The organism is Hymenobacter siberiensis (assembly GCF_018967865.2).
In the GTDB taxonomy this organism is placed as follows: Bacteria; Bacteroidota; Bacteroidia; order Cytophagales; family Hymenobacteraceae; genus Hymenobacter; species Hymenobacter siberiensis.
This window is the reverse complement of the sequence record NZ_JAHLZY020000001.1, coordinates 2,024,733-2,044,450: the sequence shown is the minus strand read 5'-3', so window position 1 is coordinate 2,044,450 and position 19,718 is coordinate 2,024,733. Positions and strand designations below refer to the sequence as shown.

Annotated in this window: 17 protein-coding genes; 7 read left to right on the top strand and 10 right to left on the bottom strand. The window is 61.5% G+C overall.

What is annotated here, in order from left to right; all coding sequences use genetic code 11:
• Position 1: 1 nt before the first annotated feature.
• Positions 2-3,442 (bottom strand): pyruvate carboxylase, encoded by a 3,441-nt coding sequence (locus tag KQ659_RS09035; RefSeq protein ID WP_216689087.1) that lies wholly within the window; start codon positions 3,440-3,442, stop codon positions 2-4.
• Positions 3,443-3,828: 386 nt separating this feature from the next.
• Between KQ659_RS09035 and KQ659_RS09030 the strand changes: the two genes are divergently transcribed.
• The 7 genes from KQ659_RS09030 to KQ659_RS09000 all read left to right on the top strand — a co-directional run bounded on the left by KQ659_RS09030 (position 3,829) and on the right by KQ659_RS09000 (position 10,285).
• A complete protein-coding gene (locus KQ659_RS09030; protein ID WP_216689088.1) occupies positions 3,829-4,545 on the top strand; it encodes an SDR family NAD(P)-dependent oxidoreductase in 717 nt (238 codons plus the stop codon).
• Between the two features lie 112 nt (positions 4,546-4,657).
• On the top strand, positions 4,658-5,983 hold the full coding sequence (locus KQ659_RS09025) for a cryptochrome/photolyase family protein (RefSeq protein WP_216689089.1): 1,326 nt from the start codon (positions 4,658-4,660) through the stop codon (positions 5,981-5,983).
• 105 nt (positions 5,984-6,088) lie between these two features.
• Positions 6,089-6,718: a TetR family transcriptional regulator C-terminal domain-containing protein gene (locus KQ659_RS09020; RefSeq protein ID WP_216689090.1), complete on the top strand. Its 630-nt coding sequence runs from the start codon at positions 6,089-6,091 to the stop codon at positions 6,716-6,718.
• Positions 6,719-6,818: 100 nt separating this feature from the next.
• Positions 6,819-8,123 carry an ABC1 kinase family protein gene (locus KQ659_RS09015; RefSeq protein ID WP_216689091.1) on the top strand — a complete coding sequence of 435 codons (1,305 nt, stop codon included), beginning with the start codon at positions 6,819-6,821 and terminating at the stop codon, positions 8,121-8,123.
• A gap of 235 nt (positions 8,124-8,358) precedes the next feature.
• Positions 8,359-8,742, top strand: coding sequence for a hypothetical protein (locus KQ659_RS09010; protein WP_216689092.1), 384 nt, complete (start codon positions 8,359-8,361; stop codon positions 8,740-8,742).
• 41 nt (positions 8,743-8,783) lie between these two features.
• The gene (locus tag KQ659_RS09005) at positions 8,784-9,656 is read left to right on the top strand and encodes a dienelactone hydrolase family protein (RefSeq protein ID WP_216689093.1); all 873 of its coding nucleotides are present in this window, start codon (positions 8,784-8,786) and stop codon (positions 9,654-9,656) included.
• 158 nt (positions 9,657-9,814) lie between these two features.
• A complete protein-coding gene (locus KQ659_RS09000; RefSeq protein WP_216689094.1) occupies positions 9,815-10,285 on the top strand; it encodes an Mpo1 family 2-hydroxy fatty acid dioxygenase in 471 nt (156 codons plus the stop codon).
• Positions 10,286-10,371: 86 nt separating this feature from the next.
• Here KQ659_RS09000 and KQ659_RS08995 read toward each other — a convergent pair whose 3' ends face one another.
• The 9 genes from KQ659_RS08995 to KQ659_RS08955 all read right to left on the bottom strand — a co-directional run bounded on the left by KQ659_RS08995 (position 10,372) and on the right by KQ659_RS08955 (position 19,514).
• Positions 10,372-11,082, bottom strand: coding sequence for a phenylalanine-4-hydroxylase (locus KQ659_RS08995; protein ID WP_216689095.1), 711 nt, complete (start codon positions 11,080-11,082; stop codon positions 10,372-10,374).
• 261 nt (positions 11,083-11,343) lie between these two features.
• Positions 11,344-12,348, bottom strand: a complete 1,005-nt coding sequence (aroF, locus tag KQ659_RS08990; RefSeq protein ID WP_216689096.1) for a 3-deoxy-7-phosphoheptulonate synthase — start codon at positions 12,346-12,348, stop codon at positions 11,344-11,346.
• Positions 12,349-12,503: 155 nt separating this feature from the next.
• A complete protein-coding gene (gene trpA / locus KQ659_RS08985) occupies positions 12,504-13,280 on the bottom strand; it encodes a tryptophan synthase subunit alpha (protein WP_216689097.1) in 777 nt (258 codons plus the stop codon).
• Between the two features lie 99 nt (positions 13,281-13,379).
• Positions 13,380-14,582 carry a tryptophan synthase subunit beta gene (gene trpB, locus KQ659_RS08980; protein ID WP_216689098.1) on the bottom strand — a complete coding sequence of 401 codons (1,203 nt, stop codon included), beginning with the start codon at positions 14,580-14,582 and terminating at the stop codon, positions 13,380-13,382.
• Between the two features lie 65 nt (positions 14,583-14,647).
• Complete coding sequence (locus KQ659_RS08975; RefSeq protein WP_226929903.1) at positions 14,648-15,382, bottom strand: phosphoribosylanthranilate isomerase; 735 nt, start codon at positions 15,380-15,382, stop codon at positions 14,648-14,650.
• Between the two features lie 9 nt (positions 15,383-15,391).
• Entirely contained in the window at positions 15,392-16,219 is an 828-nt protein-coding gene (gene trpC / locus KQ659_RS08970; protein ID WP_216689099.1) for an indole-3-glycerol phosphate synthase TrpC, read from the bottom strand.
• A 50-nt stretch (positions 16,220-16,269) separates the two neighbouring features.
• Positions 16,270-17,265, bottom strand: a complete 996-nt coding sequence (trpD, locus tag KQ659_RS08965; protein WP_216689100.1) for an anthranilate phosphoribosyltransferase — start codon at positions 17,263-17,265, stop codon at positions 16,270-16,272.
• Positions 17,266-17,385: 120 nt separating this feature from the next.
• A complete protein-coding gene (locus KQ659_RS08960) occupies positions 17,386-17,955 on the bottom strand; it encodes an anthranilate synthase component II (RefSeq protein WP_216689101.1) in 570 nt (189 codons plus the stop codon).
• A 131-nt stretch (positions 17,956-18,086) separates the two neighbouring features.
• The gene (locus KQ659_RS08955) at positions 18,087-19,514 is read right to left on the bottom strand and encodes an anthranilate synthase component I family protein (RefSeq protein ID WP_216689102.1); all 1,428 of its coding nucleotides are present in this window, start codon (positions 19,512-19,514) and stop codon (positions 18,087-18,089) included.
• Positions 19,515-19,718 lie beyond the last annotated feature (204 nt).

Here is a 19,718-nt window from a genome sequence, read left to right as displayed (position 1 = left end):
GCTAGTTCAGCGTCAGGACCAGGTCATCGGCACTCACGCGGGCACCTTCGGCCAGCACCACATCGGCCACGGTCAGGTCTTGCGGGGCGGTGATGGTGGTTTCCATCTTCATGGCTTCGATGACGAAGAGCGGGGTGTTTTTGGGCACGGCCTGGCCGGGTTTCACCAGCACTTTGCTCAGCATGCCCTGCAACGGGGCCCCCAGCTGGTGCGGGTTGGCCTTGTCGGCTTTGGCGTTGCTGATTTTGGTGACTTCCACCGATTGGTCGCGCACCTGCAGGTTGCGGGTCTGGCCGTTGAGGGTGAAGAAGATGGTGCGGCAGCCATCTTCGTTGATGTCGCCCACCGACTCCAGACGCACGATAACCGACTTGCCCCGGGCTATTTCAATGATGGTTTCCTGCCCCGATTTCAGGCCGTAGAAGAAGGCCGAAGTGGGCACCTTGCTCACGTTGCCAAACTTCTGGCGGAAGGCCCAATAGTCCTCAAATACCTTGGGGTAGAGCAGCGACGACAGCATATCGGTGAACTTGCCGCCGGGGAATTTCTCCTGAAACGCCGTCCACTCCTCATCGAAGTCAATCGGGGCCAGATGCTCGTTGGGCCGGTCGGTGAAGGGCGTTTCGTTCTTGAGAATAAGCTTTTGCAGCTCGGCGGGCCAGCCGCCCTCGGGCTGGCCGATGTCGCCGCGAAACAGCTCGCGCACCGACTCCGGGAAGTTCAGGGTTTCGCCCTTTTCCATCACGTCCTGGGGCGTGAGGCTGTTGCTGACCATAAACAGGGCCATGTCGCCCACTACTTTACTGCTGGGCGTCACCTTCACGATGTCGCCAAACATCTGGTTCACATCGGCGAAGCGCTGCTTCACTTCCTCAAACTTATCGAGCAGGCCCAGCGAGGCCGCCTGCGGGCGCAGGTTGGAATACTGCCCGCCCGGAATCTCGTGCTGAAAAACCTCCGAAGTACCGGCTTTCAGGCCCGACTCAAACGGATAATACATCTCGCGCACTGCCTCCCAGTAGTTACTGAACTCGTTGAGAGAATGCTGGTTGAACTCGCGGTGGCGCGGCGTGTGGCGCAGCATTTCGACCACCGAGTTGAAGTTGGGCTGCGAGGTGAGGCCCGAGAGCGAGCCCATCGCCACGTCGATGACGTTGACGCCGGCTTCCACGGCTTGCAGGTAGGTGGCGGACTGCAGCGACGAGGTGTCGTGGGTGTGCAGGTGGATGGGCAGCTTCACGGTATCGCGCAGGCCGGCAATGAGCTCGGTAGCGGCGTAGGGTTTCAGCAACCCGGCCATGTCCTTGATGCAGAGGATGTGCGCCCCGGCATCCTCTAGCTGCTTGGCCAGCTTGAGGTAGTAGTCGAGGGTGTATTTGGTGCGGTTCGGGTCCATGATGTCCCCGGTGTAGCAGATGCTGGCTTCAGCCAGCCGGTCGGTTTTGTTGCGCACGAAGCCGATGCAGGCCTCCAGCCCCTTCATCCAGTTCAGCGAGTCGAAAATGCGGAACACATCGACGCCGGTTTCGGCGGCCTGCATCACGAACCGCTCCGTCAGGTTGTCCGGATATGCCTTGTAGCCCACGCCGTTGGCCCCGCGAATGAGCATTTGCAGGAGGATGTTTGGGATGGCTTCGCGCAGCTTGGCGAGGCGCTCCCAGGGGTCTTCGTGCAGGAAGCGCAGGGCCACGTCGAACGTGGCACCGCCCCAGACTTCGAGCGAGAAGGTCTGGGGATGCTGCTGGGCGTAGGCGCGGGCCACTTTCAGCATGTCCCAGGTGCGCATGCGGGTAGCCAGCAGGCTTTGGTGAGCATCGCGCAGGGTGGTGTCGGTGTAGTGAATGAGGGGCTCGTTGCGAAGCCACTCGGCAAACTTCTCGGGGCCCAGCTCGTCGAGCTTCTGCTTGGTGCCGGGGGCGGGCGCGGTGTACTCGAAGGCGGGAATGCGCGGCTGGCGCGGGTTGGCGCGCGGGTCGAGCAGGTCGCGCACATCGGGGTTGCCGTTCACCACCGTATCGCCGATGAAGCCGAGCAGGCGCGTGGCCCGGTCCTGGCGCTTCTCGAACTCAAACAGCTCGGGGTGGTCCTTGATGAAATCGACGGTGGCGTGGCCCTCCTGAAACTCCTTGTTGCCAACGATATTCTTTAGGAACGGAATGTTGGTTTTCACGCCGCGAATCCGGAACTCGTCGAGGGCGCGCAGCATTTTCTGGGCCGCGCCGTGCAGCGTGGGGGCGTGGGCCGAGATTTTGACCAGCATCGAGTCGAAAAACGGCGAAACCACCGCGCCCTGGTACACGGAGCCCTCATCGAGCCGGATGCCAAAGCCGCCGGCCGAGCGGTAAGCCACGATGGTGCCGTAGTCGGGCTTGAAGTCGTTGGCCGGGTTTTCGGTGGTTACGCGGCACTGCACCGCGAAGCCCGTGCGCAGCGGCACCACATCGGGCCCGAGGCCGATTTCGGGGTCGGCCAGGTTGAAGCCGGCGGCAATGTAAATCTGGGTTTTAATCAAATCCACGCCCGTAATCATCTCGGTCACCGTGTGTTCCACCTGAATGCGGGGGTTCACCTCGATGAAGTAGATGCGGTCGTGCTCGGGGTTTACCAGAAATTCCACGGTGCCCACGTTGTCGTAGCCCACGGCCCGGCCGATGCGCAGGGCATACTCATACAAAAGGTGGCGCTGGTGGTCGGGCAGGTCCATAGCGGGCGCTACCTCCACCACTTTCTGGAAGCGGCGCTGCACCGAGCAGTCGCGCTCGTAGAGGTGCACGAGGTTGCCGTAATGGTCGCCCACGAGCTGAATCTCGATGTGCTTGGGGCGCTCCACGAATTTTTCGAGGAACACCGTGTCGTCGCCGAAGGCATTCAGCGCCTCGTTGCGGGCCTCAAAAAAGCCCTTTTCCATCTGCTCATCGTCGCGGATGATGCGCATGCCGCGCCCGCCGCCGCCGCTGGCCGCCTTCAGCATCACGGGGTAGCCAATGCGGTGGGCCTCGGCCTGGGCAGTTTCGAAGTCGACCAAATCGGCCTCGCTGCTTTCAATCTGGGGCACCTGGCACTGCTGGGCCACGACCTTGGCGCGCACTTTGTCGCCGAGAGCTTCCATCACCTCTGGCCGGGGGCCGATGAAAACGATGCCTTCTTCGGCGCAGCGGCGCGAAAGGGTAGCGTTTTCGGAGAGAAAGCCGTAGCCGGGGTGGATGGCATTGGCCCCGTTCTCTTTGGCCACGCGGATGATGCCCTCGATGTCGAGGTAGGGCTTCAGGGGCTCATCGTCGCGGCCAATCTGATAGGCTTCGTCGGCCTTGTAGCGGTGCTGCGAGTATCGGTCCTCGTAGGTGTACACGGCCACCGTGGGAATATTGAGCTCGTTGGAGGCGCGCATTACGCGAATCGCAATTTCGCCACGGTTGGCGACCAGAAGTTTAGTTATGTTCATAGAAGCAGGAATCCATTTGGCGCGGATACGGCGAAACTACGCCAAAGGCTGTGTATTTTTTTAAACAATCGTTTGCACCTGTTGCAATTGCCACCAGACCAGTTGAGAAGCTGGTATGTTATCAATTTATTACCTGATTAATCACGGCGCCATGTCCGCGTTGGCATCCCAAATAATCGGCTATGATGAATGTGCCGGGCAATCTTGCGAATCGACCGAAACATATCAATCCACAGAAATCACCCGCCCCCAGGCCCGAAGACGGAGTACGTGGGGACCTACTCACGCCCGTAAAACCACTCAAAATGCAGCCCTTGGCACCGCCCCGGGCAAACAAGTAGGCCAAAACAGCGTTATGGCAGCACTCACTTATTATCTCGCGGACCATGCAGTTTTCCGACAAAAACATTCTCATCATCGGGGCCTCCTCCGGCATTGGCCTGGCCACGGCCACGTTGCTGCACGGCCTGGGAGCCAACCTATTCACCGCTTCGCGCCACCAGTCGCCCGAGCTGGAAGCCCTGCAAACCACCCATTTCGACTACGATGCCACCCAGGCCGTGGACAACACCTTTGATGCCCTGCCCGACGTGCTGCACGGCGTGATATACTGCCCCGGCAGCATCAAGCTGCGGCCCTTCGAGCGCATTCCGGTGGCCGATTTCGCCGCCGATTTCGACCTGAACGTGCTGGGCGCGGTGCGCGTAATTCAGGCCACCATCAAGCGGCTGAAGAAGGCTGAAGGCACGGCCTCCGTCGTACTATTCAGCACCGTGGCGGCCGATACGGGCATGAGTTTCCACGCCAGTATTGCCACCGCCAAGGCGGCCGTGGAAGGCCTCACCCGCGCCCTGGCCGCCGAGTACGCCGCCACCGGCGTGCGCGTGAACTGCATTGCCCCTTCGCTCACCAACACGCCCCTGGCCGCCGCCCTGCTCAACTCGCCCGAAAAGATGGAAGCCGGTGGCAAGCGCCACCCCTTGCAGCGTATAGGCCAGCCCGAGGATTTGGCCTACACGGCCTCGTTCCTGCTATCGGACCACAGCTCGTTTGTGACCGGCCAGGTGCTGGCCGTGGACGGCGGAATGGGGAAATTGAAGTAAGTTTTCTCTGGACGCCGCCCTCCGTGTCAACCTCACCCCCTGACCCCCTCTCCAAAAAAGAGGGGGTCAGGGGGTGAGGTTGACACGGCAGGCGATACGCAAATCATCTACTATGAAAATCTGCATTTTCTGGCACCGGCGCGACCTGCGCGTTCACGACAATGCCGGGCTGGCGGCCGCGCTGGCCAGCGGCCTGCCGGTGCTGCCGCTATTCATCTACGACAAGGACATTCTCGACCATCTGCCGGAAAAAGCCGATGCCCGGCTCACCTTCATTTTTGATGAGGTGGAGAAGCTGGCCAAGGAAACCGAAGCGGCGGGCGGCACTTTTCTGGCCCGCTACGGCACGCCGCTGGCGGTGCTGGAGCAACTAGTTAAGGACTTCGAAGTGGCGGCCGTGCACACCAACGAGGACTACGAGCCTTACGCCACGAAGCGCGATGCCGCCGTGGGTGAGCTGCTGCAAAAGCACGGAGCAGATTTCTACTTATACAAGGACCAGGTCATTTTCGCCAAGGAGGAGATTATGACCAAATCGGGCACGGTGCCCAAGGTTTTTGGCGCTTATTTGAAGGCCTACACCGCGAAGCTGACGGATGAGCTGCTGCTGCCCTACGGCTCGCAAGGCGATTTCAAGCGGGAAAATCTGCACCACGTTTCTGCTGCCAAAGCCGGTGAGCGGCCCACGCTGGAAAGCATGGGGTTCGAGCCCAAAGAGCAATACTTCCCGCCGGTGCAGCTGCCGGCGGAAAGCATTGTGCGCCACTACCACCAAACCCGCAATACGCCCGCCGACGAGCACGGCACCACCCGCGAATCGCTGAACCTGCGCTTCGGAACCCTGAGTGTGCGCGAGGTGCTGCGCCAGGCCAAAGCCCTGAATCAAAAGCTGCTGGCCGAAATTATCTGGCGCGACTTTTTTATGATGCTGCTCTGGCATTTCCCCAACACGGCCACCGAGAGCTACGACCCCAAGATGCGGCACATCGACTACCGCAACAACGAGGACGAATTTCGGGCCTGGTGCGAGGGCCGCACCGGCTACCCGCTGGTAGATGCCGGCATGCGCGAGCTCAACGAAACCGGCTACCTACCCAACCGCGTGCGTATGACCGTGGCCGGCTTTCTCACCAAGCACCTTTTCATCGACTGGCGCTGGGGCGAACGGTATTTCGCCGATAAGCTCCTCGACTACGACATGGCCAACAACGTGGGCAACTGGCAGTGGATGGCCGGCACCGGCGCCATCTCGGCCCCCTGGTTCCGGGTGTACAGCCCCGAGAGTCAGCTCGAAAAAGTAGACCCCGAGATGAAGTACGTGAAGCGCTGGGTGCCCGAAGTGGGAACCTCGAAATACCCGGCCCCGATAGTAGAGCACAAGTTTGGGCGCGAGCGGGCTGTGGAGGCCATTCGGGCGGCGCGCATTGCGGCTTCGTAGCGCGGACTTTTAGTCCACGAGGAAACAAGTTTCAACAAGTTCTCTCGCGGACTAAAAGTCCGCGCTACGGCCGAACCGTACCCCCCCCGAAGCGGTTATACCGGCATGGAAAAGGACCGCATCAAACAAGCCTATCTCGACTTCGTGCGCAACGAAGGCCACCCGCCGCAATCGGTGTTCAAGCTCACCCAGCAGCTGGGCATGGCCGAAGCCGAATTCTACCAGCACTACCCCAATTTCGAGTCCATCGACCGCGAGATATGGGCTGATTTCGGCCGGCAGGCGCGCGAAACCGCCGCCTCCGAGCCCGTGTGGGAGGGCTACGGCAGCCGCGAAAAGCTACTGGCCTTCTACTACACGCTGCTCGAAATCCTCAAGGGCAATCGCTCTTACGCCCTGATGAGCCTGCGCCGCTCGCAGCACCGCATCCCGGCGCTATCGCCCCGCGTACTCGACGATTTCCGGCAGGATTTCGAGCTATTCGTGAGCGACTTGCTGCGCGATGGCCGCGTAACGGGCGAAATCGCCAACCGCCCGCTAGTACAGGAGGGCTACCCCCGCTTCTTCTGGCAGCAAGTGCTGTTTGTACTCGGCTTTTTTGCCAAAGACGATACCGTGAACTTCGAGCGCACCGACGCCGCCGTGGAAAAAGCCGTGACCCTGAGCTTCAATTTGGTGGGCCGCAATACGCTGGACGCGGCCGTGGATTTCGTGCGGTTTCTGGTGCGGCGGTAGCTTGTGAGGTAAGCGTTAGCTGGCACCGCAGGGCCGTCGGCTGTAATTATTTGTATCTCATTACACTATACATCACGGCAAGCTAAAGCTTACCTCACAGATGGACGAACCCCAAACCTCCCTGCCGACCACCAAAGTGGCCCGTGCTGCCCGCTTTGCCAAAACCGGCTTCAATGTGGGCACCAACTACATTAAGCACTACGCCAAAAAGGCCGTTGGCGCAGAGTCGACCACCGAAAGCCTGCACGCCGCCAATGCCGCCGAGCTCTACGGCACGCTAAGCGAGATGAAGGGCTCCGTTCTGAAAGTGGCCCAGATGCTAGCTATGGAGAAAAACATGCTGCCCACGGCCTACGCCGACCAGTTTGCCAAAGCCCAGTATTCGACCCCGCCCCTCTCCGGCCCGCTGGTAACCAAGGCTTTCCGCGATGCTTTTGGGAAGTCGCCTTACCAATTATTCGATGCGTTTGAGCCCGAGGCGCGGCAGGCGGCCAGCATCGGGCAGGTGCACTTTGCCCGCAAGGATGGGAAGGAGCTGGCTGTGAAGGTGCAATACCCCGGCGTGGCCGACAGCATCAAGTCCGATATCCGCCTCGTTAAGCCCATTGCCCTGCGCGTGATGGGCCTGAACGAAGCTCAGGTGCGTCCCTACCTGGAGGAAGTAGAAACGCGCCTGCTCGAAGAAACCGACTACAAGCTGGAGCTGCGGCGCGGCCAGGAAATCGCCGCCAAATGCCAGGAATTACACAACCTGGAGTTCGCGACCTACTATCCGGAGTTCTCCACGGCCCGCATTCTGACCATGGACTGGCTCCCCGGCCAGCACCTGAAGGAGTTTCTGGCCACCAACCCATCGCAGGAAATCCGCAACCAAATCGGCCAGGCGCTGTGGGATTTCTACCAGTTTCAGTTCAACGAGCTGCACCAGCTGCACGCCGACCCGCACCCCGGCAATTTCCTGATGCGAGCCGACAACGGCGGCACCCTCGGCGTACTCGATTTCGGCTGCGTGAAAGACGTGCCGATGGACGTGTACCAGCTGTTCAAAGACCTGCTGGCCGCCGAAACCTTTACTGACGAAAACCGCCTCGCCGCCCTGCTCACTCAAGGCGGCGTGCTTCGCGCCACCGATGCCCCGGCCATGCGGGCGCTGTATATGCGCACCATGCGCGTGTCGCTGGAGCTTGTGGGCCGCCCCTTCCGTCAGGCCACTTTCGATTTCGGCGACCCCGCCTACATGGCCGCCCTCTACGCCCTCGGCGACGACCTGATGGCCGACCCCGAGCTGCGCAAGCAGCGCGAGCCACGCGGCTCCGAGCACTTCATATACCTGAACCGGACTTACGTGGGGCTGTTTGCGCTGCTCACGGAGTTGGGCGCTTCAATTCAGACCGGTATCATGTAGCACATGCTTTAGCTTGTGCCCGGCTGGTCGTTCCGGCAGGCACAGACTGAAGCGTGTGCTACATTTCGGCCCTGTGAACCTCCGCCAAGAGCTACTGCGGGAACACTCGGCCCGCCAGACTCAGCGGCTGGCCGACTACACCTGCGCCCACCCCAAGGCTCTGGCCGAGTTGCTTCAGCTGTTCTGATACGGCGCGGAGCGCGAGCGCCAGCTGGCCGCCGATGTACTGGACTGGGTGGGCCAGCGCCGACCCAGGTGGCTGGTGCCGCACCTGCCGGGCCTGCTGGCCGCCGCCCAGCCCGCGCCCGGACAACACCCGGCCGTGCGGCGGGCCGTGGCGCGGGTGCTGCAATTCGTGCCCGTGCCCGCAGAGTGGCAGGCCCTGGCCTTCGATACCTGCCTGGCATTGCTGCATGCGCCCAGCGAGCCGGTCGCCATTCGCGCCTATGCCCTTACTGCTGCGGCACGCCTGGCAACCCCCTATCCGGAACTAGCGGCCGAATTAATTCTTGTAGCTGATAATGCCCTTGCTACCAGTCGTTCAGCTACCATACACAGCCGGGCCAGCCGGGAACTACCCGAACTTCGTCGCTTGGTACGGGAACATTTTGCCAATTAGCTGTTGGTACATGAGTTCAATCTATTTTTCCTCCCCAACTAATGAAAAAGTTTCTTACCCTCGGTGCGGCGCTGTTCAGCCTCTCGTTCTCGGCTTCGGCCCAACAGATGGCCAGCTGCTGCGCCCGCCCAGCCGGCAACCTCTCGGCTTCGGCCACCGAGGTTTTCGCCAAACTCGCCGCCGATAAGGATTTTTCGGGCGGCCACGACGCGCCCCTGCCCTACGAATTCAAAGGCGAAGGCAAAATGATTGAGTTCAAAACCCCCGATGGCAGCACCGGCAAGGGCTTCGAAATCAAGAGCGCCAAGCCCTCCAACAAGTACCTGTTCGTAATTCACGAGTGGTGGGGCCTGAACGATTACATCAAGAAGGAAGCCGCCACTTTCGCCGCCGAAATGCCCGGTGTCAACGTCATCGCCGTCGACCTCTACGATGGTAAAATTGCCACCACGCCCGAGGAAGCCGGCAAATATATGGGCGAGGTGAAAACCGACCGCGCCACGGCCATCCTCAAAGGGGTGGAAATGTACGCTGGCCCCAAGGCCCAATTGGCCAGCATCGGCTGGTGCTTCGGCGGCGGCTGGAGCCTGCAGGAAGCCCTGCTCGGCGGCAAGCAGACCGTGGGCTGCGTGATGTACTACGGCATGCCCGAAAAGGACGTGACCAAGCTCAAAACCCTGAACACCGACGTGCTGGGCATCTTCGCCAGCCAGGATAAGTGGATTAACCCCGAGGTGGTGGGCCAGTTCAAGAAGGACATGGTGGCCGCCGGCAAAAGCGTCACCATCGAAAGCTACGATGCCGACCACGCCTTCGCCAACCCGTCCAACCCCAAATTCAACAAGGAATACGCTGCCAAAGCCCACGGCCAGGCGCTGAACTACCTGCGCGGCCGCTTCAAGCTGAAAGCTTAAGCTGCAGTTATTCGCATCAAACGAAAACGCCTCCCCGCTCGGGGAGGCGTTTTTTTTGCTACTTTGGTGAGCTTGAATTCCAGCCTGTAGCGCGGACTTTTTGTCCGCGCCGGCATCCTTCTCACTCACGGACTAAAAGCCCGCGCTACTTTCATCCCATGGCCCCGCTCACCGCCCTGCTGTCCGAATACGGCGAAAGCCACCAAAACTCCACCAACAAGCTGGTGCACTGGGTGTGCGTACCGCTGATTATGTTCTCACTCATCGGCCTGCTTTGGTCCATTCTCGTACCCGATTTCGTGCAGCGCATCAGCCCGTGGCTGAACTGGGGCACGCTGGTCATGGCCCTGGCCCTGCTCTACTACGTGCGGCTGAGCGGGCGGCTGACCCTGGGCATAGTGCTGGTGTGGGTGACCATGGCGCTGGCCCTGCGGGTGGTGGCGGGTGCGGCGGTGCTGCCGCTGTGGTCTATTTGCCTCATCATTTTCGCGCTGGCCTGGGTGGGCCAGTTCTGGGGCCACAAGGTGGAGGGCAAGAAACCCAGCTTCCTCAAGGACCTGCAGTTTCTGCTTATCGGGCCGCTGTGGCTGCTGCATTTCGTGTACCGCCGGCTGGGCTGGAGGTATTAACGCTCCTTATTATGCTGATAACAAACAGAAAATGAATGTCATGCAGAGCGCAGCGAAGCATGACATTTTGGAAAATCCAGCTCCCACTACCGCACTCCAGCCAGCATCCCCGCCAATTCCTCCACGCACTCGGTCAGCTGCTCCCAGACGGGCAGCATGAAATACTGGTTCTGGTAGCGGGCACCGGTAACGGGCGTGCCCAATACAGTAGCAAGGTCGAAGGCCGGGCGCGGGGTGAACTCGTTCACGCAGTGGTGGATTTCGCCAGCCGACGACAGCAGGCCCGCCCCGTAGAGGCACGGCTTGCCCTCGTGCTGCACCATGCCAAACTCGGCCGTGAAGAAGTAGAGCGCCCAGAGCTGCTCGCGGGCCGGCGAGCCGGCGGGCTGGGCTATGTACGCTTGCCCCAACTCGTGCAGAAAGTTGGCCAGGCCCTCATCGAGCAGCATGGGCACATGCCCGAACAAATCGTGGAACAAGTCGGGCTCGGGACTGAAATCGAACGCCTGCATGGACCGGATGCGCGTCACAATCGGGAACTTCCGCTCGGCCAGGAGGGCGAAAAATGCGGCCGGTTCGAACGGCCGGCCCACCGGGGCCAGCTGCCAGCCGGTTTCGGCCTCCACCACGGCGCTCAGCTCCCGGATATCGGGGATGGCCTCGCGCCGCAAACCCAACCGGGCCAGGCCCTGGCTGAAAGCCGGGGCCGCCCGCCGGTGCAGCAGCGCGGTCTGGCGGTCAAACAACATTTTCCAAATGAGTTGGTCCTGGCTGACGGAGTTGGGCGTGGTAAACATAGCGTAACGATTGGGGAAAGTGTGGTTAAAACAGGGCGAAAAAAAAGCCCGACATCCTGGCGGATTCGGGCTTTTGAAAGTTTCTAGAGAAGTTCGGGTTTCATGCCTCGTCTTCCGTTAGCGCCAATCGCAGCCCGTACCCACCCTGTTTGGGGGCAGTCATTAGGATGTTAATGCAATTGACGAGTTGGTGGCGCATGAGTGAGACGAATTTAAGAACCGATTTTGGAAATGCAAGCATTTGCCTACATTAATTTTTCTTTACTCCAGCTCCTGGCGCAGCTGGTACACGCGCCGCAGGTTGCGAATCAGCCGGGCCGACTCGTCGAAATCCAGCGTCTGCGCGCCATCCGAAGCGGCGGTTTCGGGCGTTTCGTGCGTCTCGTACACGATGCCGTCGGCCCCGGCCATTACGCCGGCCAGCGCCATCGTGGGCACGTACTCGCGAATGCCGATGCCGTGTGAGGGGTCCACAATCACGGGCAGGTGGCTCTTGGCTTTGAGAATAGGCACGGCGTTCAAATCCAGCGTATTGCGGCTGGCCGTTTCAAACGTGCGAATGCCGCGCTCACAAAGAATAAGCTTCTCGTTACCGCCCGAAAACACATATTCGGCTGAGGACAGCAATTCTTCAATCGAGCCCGAGATACCCCGCTTCAGCAGTACCGGCTTGTCCACGCCACCCAAGGCATCGAGCAGGTTGAAGTTCTGGGTGTTGCGAGCACCCACCTGGAACACGTCCACGAAATCGTACATTTCCTCTACCTGCGATACCTGCATCACCTCAGTCACGATTTTGAGACCGCGCGCCCGGGCCATGCGGTGGAAATCGCGCAGGCCTTCGAGGCCCAGACCGCGAAAGGCATAGGGCGACGAGCGGGGCTTGAATACGCCGCCGCGCATCAGGCGCACGCCGTTGGCTACGAGGTGGTCCATCACCTTTTCCATCTGGGCTTCGCTCTCGATGCTGCACGGGCCGGCGCAGATGGCCAGCGAGCTGCCGCCGATACTCACGCCGTCGCCGAGGTCGAGCACGGTGGGCTTCACGCGCCATTTGCGGCTCACGAGCTTGTAGTCGTCGCTCACGCGGTGCACGTCGCGCACGCCCGGCAGCTGGCCGATGGTGCGAATGTCGAACTCCTTCTTCCCAATCGCCACCAGGTAATGGGCGTGCTGGGTAGTGACTTCGGTGGCTTTGTAGCCCTGCTGCTTCAGGTGCTCGGTAATGGTGGCTACCGAGGCATTTTTTTCGAGTTGGATTATCATCGTTTCGGGGGTCACCTCACCCCCCGGCCCCCTCTCCTTTGGGAGAGGGGGAGCCACGGCGGCGCGGTCATTATAAATCTCGTTAAGTGAAATCGTCTGGCTCCCCCTCTCCCATAAGGAGAGGGGCCGTGCCCGGCAGGGGCCGGGGGGTGAGGTTACGCCTTAATGCCCCGCACAAAGCGCCCGGCGGCGGCCGGCGCATCGTCCACATCCTCCAGCGCGCGGATGAGGGCCGAGCCGATGATGGCCCCCTCAGCATGCTCGCAGGCGCGGTCGAAACCAGCTTTATCGGCAATGCCGAAGCCAATGAGGCGGGGGTTGCGCAGCTTCAGCGCGGTAATGCGCTCGAAATACTGGGCCTGGGTCACGGCATCGGGCTGGGTAGTGCCGCCGGTGGTGCCAGGGCCCGACACGAGGTAGAGGAAGGCGTCGGAGAGGCTATCGAGGTGGCGAATCCGTTCCGCTGAAGTTTGCGGCGTGATGAGGAAAACTGCTTTCAGGCCGTGCTTTTTGAAGGTTTCCAGGTAGAACTCTTCGTACTCAGCAAGCGGCAGGTCGGGCAGAATGACGCCATCGACGCCCACGGCGGCCGCCTGGCGGCAGAACTCTTCCACCCCAAACTGCATCACCGGGTTGAGGTAGCCCATGAGAAATACCGGCGTTTCGGGCACGGCGGCGCGCAAGCCCTGCAACTGCTCGAACAGCACAGGGATGCTCATGCCATTAGCCAGCGCCACCGAGCTGCTGCCCTGGATGACCGGGCCATCGGCCAGCGGGTCGGAGAACGGCATCCCGATTTCGAGGATGTCGGCCCCGGCCTCAACCAGGGCTTTGGCCAGCGGAATAGTGTCGTGCAGGCTGGGGTAGCCGGCGGTGAAATAGGTATTGAGCAGGTTGGTTTTGCTCGCGAAGGCGTTGGCTATTCGGTTCATGAGTTGGTTTCTCGCGGAGGGCGCGGAGGATTGCGCAGAAGTCGCAGAACGTTCAGCGTCTTCTGCGCAACCCTCCGCGCCCTCTGCGGGCTAAAATTTTTAAACGAGCTTATCCATATTCTTGAGGTAGGTATCGAGGTCCTTATCGCCGCGACCCGACAGGTTCACCACCACTATATCGTCCGGGCCCGCCCCCAGCTGGCCAAGGGCAGCCAGCGCGTGGGCCGTTTCCAGGGCCGGGATGATGCCTTCGAGGCGGCTGCATTCGCTCACGGCCGCCAGCGCGTCGTCGTCGGTGATGGCAATGAACTCGGACCGGCCTACTTCACCCAAATAGGCGTGCAGCGGACCGATGCCGGGGTAGTCGAGGCCCGCGCTCAACGAGTAGGGCTCGGTAATCTGGCCGTGCTTATCCTGCATCAGCAGGGTACGGCTGCCGTGGATGATGCCCGGCGTGCCCAGCACCGACGTGGCCGCCGAGTGGCCGGAATTGATGCCGTGTCCGGCCGCTTCCACCGCAATCAGGCGCACCGAGGGCTCATCCAGGAAGTGGTAGAACGCGCCGGCCGCGTTGGAGCCGCCGCCTACGCAGGCCACCACAAAATCGGGCAGCTCGGAGCCGGTTTTTTCCAATAGCTGCTTCCGCATCTCTTCGCTGATAACGGCCTGCAGCCGAGCCACCAAATCGGGGTACGGGTGCGGGCCCACCACCGAGCCGATGATGTAGTGGGTATCAATCGGGTTGGCAATCCAGTCGCGGATGGCCTCGTTGGTGGCGTCTTTCAGGGTCTGGCTGCCGCTTTCGGCGCGACGCACCTCGGCCCCGAGCAGGCGCATGCGGGCTACGTTGGGTGCCTGGCGCTCGATGTCGACCGCGCCCATGTACACCACGCAGGGCAGGCCCATCAGGGCGCACACGGTGGCGGTGGCCACGCCGTGCTGCCCGGCCCCGGTTTCGGCGATGATGCGCGTTTTACCCAACCGCTTGGCCAGCAGAATCTGCCCCACGGTGTTGTTGATTTTGTGGGCGCCGGTGTGGCAAAGGTCCTCGCGCTTGAGAAAAATACGCGTGTTGTACTTGGCTGACAAGCGCTTGGCCTCAAACAACGGCGTGGGCCGACCCACGTAGTCGCGCAGCAGCGCCTGCATCTCGATTTGAAAATCCGGCTCGGCCATGATTTCCAGGTATTGCGTGCGCAGCTCCTCCACGTTGGGATAAAGCATTTCGGGCACGAATGCGCCGCCGAACTGGCCGTAGTAGCCGCGGGCCGTGGGCTTTTGATAGGAGATTGTGGGGGTCATATCAGTTTCTGTTTTGATTTGTATCGGCTTGTCATGCTGAGCTTGCGGAAGCATGGCTTTCTTTTTTATTCGTTTACACGGTTCAAATGCAGTGCCCTTAGCATTTCGCCCAGCCGCCCGACATCTTTCACGCCCGGCGCGGTTTCGAAGCTGCTGTTAAGGTCAACCCCAACCAGGCCGGGCAGGCGCAGCGCCGCCAGCTCGGCGGCGTGTTCCAGGCCCAGCCCGCCGGCCAGAAAATAGGGCACGGGCAGGTTGTAGGCTAATAACAAATTCCAGTCGAAAATGGCCCCGTTGCCGCCGGGCGCAGCCCCTTTTGTATCAAAAAGAAAGAAGTCGCAATACGGTACGTAGGGCAGCAACGCGTTAAAATCGACCGCCTCCCCTACCGAAAATGCCTTCATTACCAGCAGGCCGGCCTCGTTTAGCTCCTCGCACTGGGCGGGAGTTTCTTTTCCGTGCAGCTGCACGGCGGCAAGGCTAAAGCGGTGCGCCGTGGCAAGGATGTTTTCAGTGGTTTCATTCACAAACACCCCTACTTTCCAAATGGTGGGCGGCAGGGCCCGCACCAGCTCGGGGGCCAGCACGTCGCCCACAAAGCGGGGCGATTTGGGTGCGAAGATGAACCCCAGGAAATCCGGCCCCAACGCGGCGATTGCAGCCAGTGCGGCCGCGTCGCGCATGCCGCACACCTTCACCAGCAACCGCGCCGGAGCGGCAGCCGCTGGCTCGGGGGCCGTGGCACCGAGCACACCGGCGGCCAGGGCCAGCGCAGGCAGGTTGGGGCGGGGCGTTTTCATATCCGACAACTAGGCAACAACCGATTCGATTTTCGACAGCGCGGCGATTTCCTGCACCAATGCGGCGCAGGCCCGCTCGGGCCGGGCGTGGCGCATAAAAGCCTCGCCCAACAGGAAGCCCCGGTAGCCCACCTCGCGCAGCTGGCCAATGGCCGTGGCAGTCGAAATACCGCTCTCCGACACCTTCACGAACTCATTCGGAATGGCTTCGGCCAAGGTCATCGACGTATCGAGGCTCAGGCTGAAGTCGTGCAGGTTGCGGTTGTTCACGCCGATAAGGTTCACGGCTTCGGTATTAGCCGAGCGGGCCAGCTCTTCGCCATCGTGCACTTCGAGCAGCACTTCGAGGCCCAGCGAACGGGCCAGACGGCCCAGCGAATCGATTTCCTGGGGCGTGAGCACGGCCGCAATCAGCAGCACGGCATCGGCCCCCATGCCCTTGGCTTCGAGAATCTGGTACTCATCCACCACAAAGTCCTTGCGCAGAATGGGGCAGAAATTGAATTTGCGCGCCGTGGTCAAATCCTCATTTTTGCCACCAAAGAATTCGGTATCGGTGAGAATGGACAGGGCCGCCGCCCCAGCCTGCATGTAGCCCAGCGTGGTGCGCTCTACCGGCGCATACTGGTTTATCCAGCCCTTGGAGGGCGACTTGCGCTTAAACTCTGCAATGAGCCCGCTGCCGCCTTCGCGCAGCAGGTACTTCCGCAGCGACAGCGGCTGCGAGTTGAAATACAAGCTGGTTTCGAGCAGCTTGGTGGGTACCAGCTCACGGCGGCTGGCTACTTCCTTGCGCTTGTAGGCGACGATGGTATCGAGAATCGTTGATTGAGACATGACTTGAAAAACAACAGCGCGCAGGATTTGCTTCGCGCCATGCAGAAAATTTATTGAGTATTTAACATGGTTTCAAACGCCCGCCGGGCCGCGCCCGAGTCCAGTGACTCGCGGCTGAGGCCCAGGGCCTCTTCCCAGCCCAGGCCGGGGCGAGCGCACTGCAGGGCCAGGGCGGCGTTTGCGGTGGTTACGTTGCGTTGGGCGGCTGTGCCGTACCCGTCGAGGACGTGCTTGAACAGCTCGGCCGAAGCGGCTACGGTGCTACCACCGGCCAGGTCGCCGGCGGTGCAAGCGGGCAAGCCCAGCGTGTCGGCGGTAAAGAGGCGCTCGCCTTCGAACGACGACACCACTTTGGCCAGGCCGGTGAGGGCCAGCTCGTCGTAGCCATCAAGGGCGTGCACCACGGCGTAACGTGCGCCGGTGGGCTGCATGAGGTAGTGATAGATGCGTTGCAGCTCCAGGCTGAACACACCCAGCAGCTGAGCCGCCGGCCGGGCCGGGTTCACCAGCGGGCCGAGGATGTTGAAGAAGGTGCGCAGGCCCAACTCGCGCCGGATTGGCCCCGCGTGCCGCATGGCCGGATGAAAAGCCGGCGCGTGCAGAAAGCAGATGCCTGCGCGGTCGAGCTGCCGCCGCAGCTGGTCGGAGCTGGCTTCGAAATTGTAGCCAAAATGTGCCAGCACATTCGAAGCGCCCGACACCGACGACACGCCGAAATTGCCGTGCTTGGCCACCAGCGTGCCCGCCCCGGCCACAATGAAACAGGCCAGCGTGGAGATGTTGAGCGTGTTCTTACCATCGCCACCCGTGCCCACAATGTCCACCAATTCGTGCGTGCCCAACTCGGGGTCGCGGCTGAGGTCGAGCAAGGCTTGGCGGAAGCCGGCCAGCTCGACCACCGTGATGGGCCGCATGCGGTACACGGCCAGGAACGCCGCCGTTTCGGCCGGGTTGGCCCCGCCCTCGCCCAGCTGGCGCATAGCGGCGTGGGCCTCGGCATGCGTCAGGGGCTGGTGGTCGAAAAGCTTAGTGAGAATCTGTTTCAAGTTGAGGTAGGGTGCGGGGCTTGTCCCCGCCCGTCGTTGAACGGGTTTGTTTTTGATTGTATTATTATGGAAGCCGCTTTTTCAACGGGCCAGATATCCGGGCGGGGACAAGCCCCGCCCCTACTTCAGCCAGTTTTCCAGCATTTGCGCGCCGTGCTCGGTGAGGATGCTTTCGGGATGGAACTGCACGCCGCGCACGTCGTACTCGCGGTGGCGGAAGGCCAGCACTTCGCCGTTGGCGTCGCGGGCCGTTACTTCCAGCGTCGCGGGCATCGACTCGGGCCGCACCGCCCACGAATGGTAGCGCCCCACCTGAAACCGCGTCGGCAGGCCCGCGAACAGGCGTTCACCGGGCACCGTCACTTCGGCTTCGTTGGCTACGCCGTGCAGCACGGCGGGGATGTTGTATAGCTCCGCGCCAAAGCTTTCGGCCAGGCCCTGATGGCCCAGGCACACGCCCAGAATGCGCTTGGTGGGCGCGTATTTCTGAATGATGGCCGGCATCAGGCCCGCCTCCAGCGGAATGCCGGGGCCGGGCGAAAGCAGAATGGCATCGTAAGCGTCTACGGCTTCGAGGGTGAGCTGGTCGTTGCGCGTCACCGTCAGGTTGGGGCCGTGGCCGAGGTCGCGCAGCAGGTGCACCAGGTTGTAGGTGAAGGAGTCGTAGTTATCGAGAACGAGGATTTTCATTTGACTTTGAACTTGAGAAGGACCGTCATGTCGAGGGCAGCCGAGACATCTCGCCCGCTTCGCTGCAACTACTGAGTTAGTGATAGCATGCGAGATGTCTCGGCTGCGCTCGACATGACGTTCTAATATGACTACCGCACCTCCGCTGCCGCTTTCAGGGCGGCCCGCAGCGCGCCCAGCTTGTGGTGCACCTCCTCCAGCTCCGACTGCACTTTTGATGCCGCCACCACGCCCGCGCCGGCCTGGAAATAAAGCTGATTGCCGGTGCTCAGAAACGAGCGAATCATGATGGCATGGTTGAAGCTGCCATCGAAACCCAAGTGGCCCAGGCAGCCGCCATAGTAGCCGCGCGCGGTAGTCTCCAGTCCATCAATGAGTTGGAGGGCGCGGAACTTGGGGGCGCCGGAGAGCGTGCCGGCTGGGAAGGTATCGGCCACCACTTGCAGGGTATCGGTGCCCTCGGCCAGTTCGGCCGTGACTTTGCTCACAAGGTGAATGACGTGCGAGTAGAACTGGATTTCGCGCAGCGTGCGCACTTCTACTTTGGTGCCGTGGCGGGCAAGGTCATTGCGGGCCAGGTCCACCAGCATTACGTGCTCGGCGTTTTCTTTGGGGTCGGCGGCCAGGCGCTGGGCAGCGGCGGCATCGGCGGCGTCGTCGCCGGTGCGGCGGTAGGTGCCCGCGATGGGGAACAGCGTGGCCTCGCGGCCCTGCACCAGTACCTGCGCTTCGGGCGAGGAGCCGAAGATTTTATAGTCGCCGTAGTCGAAATAAAACAGGTAGGGCGAGGGGTTGATGGACCGCAAGGCGCGGTACACATTGAACTCATCGCCCGAAAAGCCCTGCTGAAACCGGCGCGACAGCACAATCTGAAACACGTCGCCGCGCAGGCAGTGGGCCTGGCCCTGGGTGAGGCGGGCCAGAAATTCCTCGTCGGTCTGGTTGGTCTGCTCCTCGCCTACCGTGGCAAAATCGAACGCGGGCACGCTCGGGTGGCGCACCAGGTTTTCGAGGCGGTCGAGGCCGTCATTCTCTACCGGGGCTTCACCGGCCACGCTGTGCTCAAACAAATGCAGCTCCTGCCGGAAGTGGTTGAAGGCAATAACATAACGGTACACGCCGTAGCGAATCAGCGGAATATCGCCGGCCGGCACTTTCGCCGGGTCCAGCTGCACGTCTTCGAAGCTTTGCACGGCCTCGTAGCCCATGTAGCCAAACAGGCCGGTATTGATGAAGGGCAGCTTGGCCGATGCCGCATCGGGCGTGCCGGCGGCGGCAAAGTCACGCAGCCGGCCCAGCGCCTCACGCGGGTGGGCCAGGGTTTCGATGGTTTCGGGCGCGCCGGGTAGCAGCTGGCGCAGCACCCCGCCGCGCCGCAGCTCAAACGTGGCCAGCGGCTCGCACACCAGGTAGCTGAAGGCGTTTTGCTGGCCGTGGTAGTCGGCGCTTTCCAGCAGCAGGCAGTTGGCGTACTGGTCGCGCAACCGCAGAAACAGGCCCACGGGCGTCACAGTATCGGCGAGCAGGCGGCGGGAGCGGGTGATGAGTTGGTAAGGCACGAGATTCAAAAGGGAGCAAATGAGGCGGATGGGTTGCCTCAGAGAAAAACAGAAACAAAAAAAGCCCGGCTGTGGGCCGGGCTTTTTGTGACTAATAGCAAAATCAGGATGACTTCACTAGGCGCACAGGCAGGCCGGTCCGATGTTTCGGAGCTGCCACCACCAAGCCTGGGAAGTACGATGTGAATTCATGTTGAGCAAGCG

Bases quoted from the DNA above. Each gene is read 5' to 3' on its own strand.
- KQ659_RS09035 (WP_216689087.1), bottom strand. From the start codon at position 3,442: ATGAACATAACTAAACTTCTGGTCGCCAACCGTGGCGAAATTGCGATT.
- KQ659_RS09030 (WP_216689088.1), top strand. From the start codon at position 3,829: ATGCAGTTTTCCGACAAAAACATTCTCATCATCGGGGCCTCCTCCGGC.
- KQ659_RS09025 (WP_216689089.1), top strand. From the start codon at position 4,658: ATGAAAATCTGCATTTTCTGGCACCGGCGCGACCTGCGCGTTCACGAC.
- KQ659_RS09020 (WP_216689090.1), top strand. From the start codon at position 6,089: ATGGAAAAGGACCGCATCAAACAAGCCTATCTCGACTTCGTGCGCAAC.
- KQ659_RS09015 (WP_216689091.1), top strand. From the start codon at position 6,819: ATGGACGAACCCCAAACCTCCCTGCCGACCACCAAAGTGGCCCGTGCT.
- KQ659_RS09005 (WP_216689093.1), top strand. From the start codon at position 8,784: ATGAAAAAGTTTCTTACCCTCGGTGCGGCGCTGTTCAGCCTCTCGTTC.
- KQ659_RS09000 (WP_216689094.1), top strand. From the start codon at position 9,815: ATGGCCCCGCTCACCGCCCTGCTGTCCGAATACGGCGAAAGCCACCAA.
- KQ659_RS08995 (WP_216689095.1), bottom strand. From the start codon at position 11,082: ATGTTTACCACGCCCAACTCCGTCAGCCAGGACCAACTCATTTGGAAA.
- aroF (WP_216689096.1), bottom strand. From the start codon at position 12,348: ATGATAATCCAACTCGAAAAAAATGCCTCGGTAGCCACCATTACCGAG.
- trpA (WP_216689097.1), bottom strand. From the start codon at position 13,280: ATGAACCGAATAGCCAACGCCTTCGCGAGCAAAACCAACCTGCTCAAT.
- trpB (WP_216689098.1), bottom strand. From the start codon at position 14,582: ATGACCCCCACAATCTCCTATCAAAAGCCCACGGCCCGCGGCTACTAC.
- KQ659_RS08975 (WP_226929903.1), bottom strand. From the start codon at position 15,382: ATGAAAACGCCCCGCCCCAACCTGCCTGCGCTGGCCCTGGCCGCCGGT.
- trpC (WP_216689099.1), bottom strand. From the start codon at position 16,219: ATGTCTCAATCAACGATTCTCGATACCATCGTCGCCTACAAGCGCAAG.
- KQ659_RS08960 (WP_216689101.1), bottom strand. From the start codon at position 17,955: ATGAAAATCCTCGTTCTCGATAACTACGACTCCTTCACCTACAACCTG.